At 70.5% G+C, this 3,149-nt stretch carries 3 protein-coding genes; 1 reads left to right on the top strand and 2 read right to left on the bottom strand.

What is annotated here, in order from left to right; all coding sequences use genetic code 11:
- A partial coding sequence (locus ACOV8S_RS24810) for a glycosyltransferase family 2 protein (RefSeq protein ID WP_448320449.1) occupies positions 1-849 on the bottom strand: 849 nt, incomplete at its 3' end.
- 47 nt (positions 850-896) lie between these two features.
- Positions 897-1,721: a glycosyltransferase family 2 protein gene (locus ACOV8S_RS24805; RefSeq protein ID WP_448320421.1), complete on the bottom strand. Its 825-nt coding sequence runs from the start codon at positions 1,719-1,721 to the stop codon at positions 897-899.
- A gap of 603 nt (positions 1,722-2,324) precedes the next feature.
- Between ACOV8S_RS24805 and ACOV8S_RS24800 the strand changes: the two genes are divergently transcribed.
- The gene (locus tag ACOV8S_RS24800; RefSeq protein WP_448320419.1) at positions 2,325-3,128 is read left to right on the top strand and encodes an SGNH/GDSL hydrolase family protein; all 804 of its coding nucleotides are present in this window, start codon (positions 2,325-2,327) and stop codon (positions 3,126-3,128) included.
- Positions 3,129-3,149 lie beyond the last annotated feature (21 nt).

The following is a 3,149-nucleotide window of genomic DNA, read 5'->3' as shown; positions in this document are numbered from 1 at the left end:
GCCGGGCCTGCCGCGCACCGCGTCCCCGAGACCGCGGAGCACCCCCGCGGGCAGCACCCGGGCGACGTACCGGCGCTCCGACTCCAGTCCCTTGTCCGCGCCCACGCTCCGGGCGACCAGCGCCTTGGACAGCCCCTCCGCGTAGGTCCGGGTGCGGAAGTACCCGAACCGCTCCCTGGCCGCGGGCACCCGGTGGTGGATCACGGCGCGGTCGTCGACCAGCAGCACCGCCCCCGGCAGCGCACGGCCGAGGCGGATGCACAGCTCGGTCTCCTCGCAGCCCAGCGGCCGCCGGTCGCCGTCCCGCCCGATGCCGGTGGCGAAGCCGCCCGCGGCCTCGAAGGCGGTGCGCCGGAACGAGGCGTTGCCGCCCAGCACGTTGCGCACCCGCACCCGCCCGGGCGGCAGGCCGCGGTACGTGCAGCCCACCACCCAGTCGAACTCCTCGGGGAACCAGGCGGGCCGGCGGCCGGACGCCCAGACGGGCTCGGTGCGCCCGCCCACCGCCATCACCCGCGGGTCGTCGTACGCCTCCGCGAAGTGCCGCAGCCACTCCCGCTCGGCCACCGCGTCGTCGTCGAGGAAAGCGACGACCTCGCCCCGGGCGTGGGCGATCCCGGTGTTGCGCCCGGCCGACAGGCCGCGCGGGCCGGCGTTGGCGAGCACCCGCACCGAGGGCGCGTCCCCGAACTCCCGCTCCAGCCGCTCCCGCAGGACCGGATGGTGGTCGACGACCAGCAGGGTCTCCAGCGCGGGCCGGGACTGCGCCCGCACGGAGGCCACCGCCGCCAGGATGTCCGTCCAGCGGTCCTCGGTGTGGACGCAGACCACCACCGAGATCTCCGGCACGGCCGGGCCGGCCGGCAGCCCGCTCCGGTCGTGCGCTGCGGGCCCCGTCACGACACCTCGCCGGAGGTCGTGGCCGTCCACGGCGACCTGCGCGGACGGCCGCGCAGCGCCCGCCGGTTGGAGCGCTCGGCGAGGATCACCCGCAGCACCCGCAGGCCGTCGCGGACCGCCCGCAGGTTGCTGACGCCGTGGATGCGCAGGTACTCGTGACTGGGGATCTCCTGCACCTTGAGCCCGGCCGTGACGACGCGGATGTTCATCAGCGTCTCCACCTCGAAACCGGTGCAGTCCAGGTCGATCCTGTCCAGGCAGTGACGCCAGAAGGCGTTGTAGCCGTAGCAGAGGTCGGTGTAGCGAGCGCCGAACTTCCGGTTGACGGCGGCGCACAGCAGGCGGTTGCCCAGCTTGCGGACGAAGGTCATGTCGTCGGTGCCGCCGCCGTTGGCGAACCGCGACCCCTTGGCGAAGTCGGCCCCGGAGACCAGGGCCGAGACGTAGCTGACGATCTCGTTGCCGTCGGCCGAACCGTCGGCGTCGACCATGACGACGATGTCGCCGGTGCAGGCCGCGAAGCCGGCGATCAGGGCGTCCCCCTTGCCCTTGCCGGTCTGCCGCACCACCTTGACGTCCGGCCGCAGTTCGCGGGCCACCGCCACGGTGTCGTCGGTGGAGTCGCCGTCGACCAGGACCACCTCGTGGATCCAGTCCGGCAGCGTCTTGAAGACGTACGGAAGGTTCTCCGCCTCGTTCATGGCGGGGATCACCACGCTGACCGGTGGAGCGATGGCCAGATGGGTGGTGATGGGCCGGTACCGCTCGGCGGCCGCGTCGAGGTCGGGCCCCGGCGTGACCGGGGGCAGCACTGCGCTCATGTCTCTGGTCCCTCTCGTCCGGCGGACCGCCCACGCTCGGGCGGCCGCTGTGAGTCCGGTGCGAAAGGGGGGTTCTCACCTCCGGCACGCAGGAAGGGATCTCCGCGCGCGCCGGGTGAGCCGGTGGAACTGTCCGGGATCCGTGGGCCGGAACCCGGGCGCGCGGCACGACCCGACGACCGGTCGCGTCATCGAGCACCCCCCTACCGCGCGTCCGCCCCGGTCCGTCCTGGTTTCCGAGCCCTCCCCTGAACCGCAGGACGACGGACCGGTGCGTAAGAGATGTATGACGATATGGGTAATTGGTCGGCAATCGCAAGAGCTGAAAGGTGATCGGACGTTTTGCCGGGTTGAGGCGTTCCATCCGCTTACCGACCCAAGAGATGGTGGTCGGGGTCAATCTGACGCAATGGCGGTATGCCGTCAAGATGCCGAATTCGCGTGTGACACGCGTTAATTGCTGATTCATCGGGTATTGCGTAGGCCATCATGGCCAGGACGCGTACCGCTCCATTGATTTGTTGACATGAACACTTCCTGTCAACGCGTGTAGCTGGTACCACAGTTGGTGCAGAAACAACTGCAGAACAGGGAGGCTCCACCATGAGACGTTTCCGTACGTCCGCCGTCGTGAGCTCGTTCCTTCTGTCCGTAGGACTCGCCTTCACCGGGGCGGCCGCGGCACAGGCCTCCGCCCAGGCGGCCGGCGCGTACGTCGCCCTCGGCGACTCGTACTCCTCCGGCGTCGGGGCCGGCAGCTACACCGCCGAGAGCGGCAGCTGCAAGCGCAGCACGAACGCGTACCCGCAGTTGTGGGCCAACGCCAACTCACCCTCGTCGTTCGCCTTCGTGGCCTGCGGCGGCGCCACCACGAGCTCGGTCCGCAGCAGCCAGATGGGGCCGCTGAACGCCTCCACCGCGCTGGTCTCGGTGACGGCGGGCGGGAACGACGCCGGCTTCGCGGACGTCATGACCACCTGTGTGATCAGCAGTGACACGACGTGCCTCAACCGGATCAACACCGCCCGGTCGTACATCTCCTCGACGCTGCCGGGGAACCTCAACACCCTGTACACCGACATCAGGAACCGCGCGCCCAACGCCCGCGTCGTCGTGCTGGGCTACCCGAAGTTCTACAACGTGCAGGCCATCTGCGTCGGGCTCTCCGACACCAAGCGGACCGCGATCAACGCCGCCTCGGACCTGCTGAACTCGGTCATGTCGCAGCGCGCGGCGGCCCACGGCTTCGCGTTCGGCGACGTCCGCACCACCTTCGCCGGGCACGAGCTCTGCTCCGGCAGCGCCTGGCTGCACAGCGTGAACTGGACCAACATCGGCGAGTCCTACCACCCCAAGGCCGCCGGTCAGTCGGGCGGCTACCTCCCTGTTCTGAACGCCAACGACTGACCCTCCCCTCCCTCCCCGCGC

This window comes from Streptomyces sp. CO7, from assembly GCF_053474865.1.
This window is presented reverse-complemented; position numbering and strand designations above follow the sequence as displayed.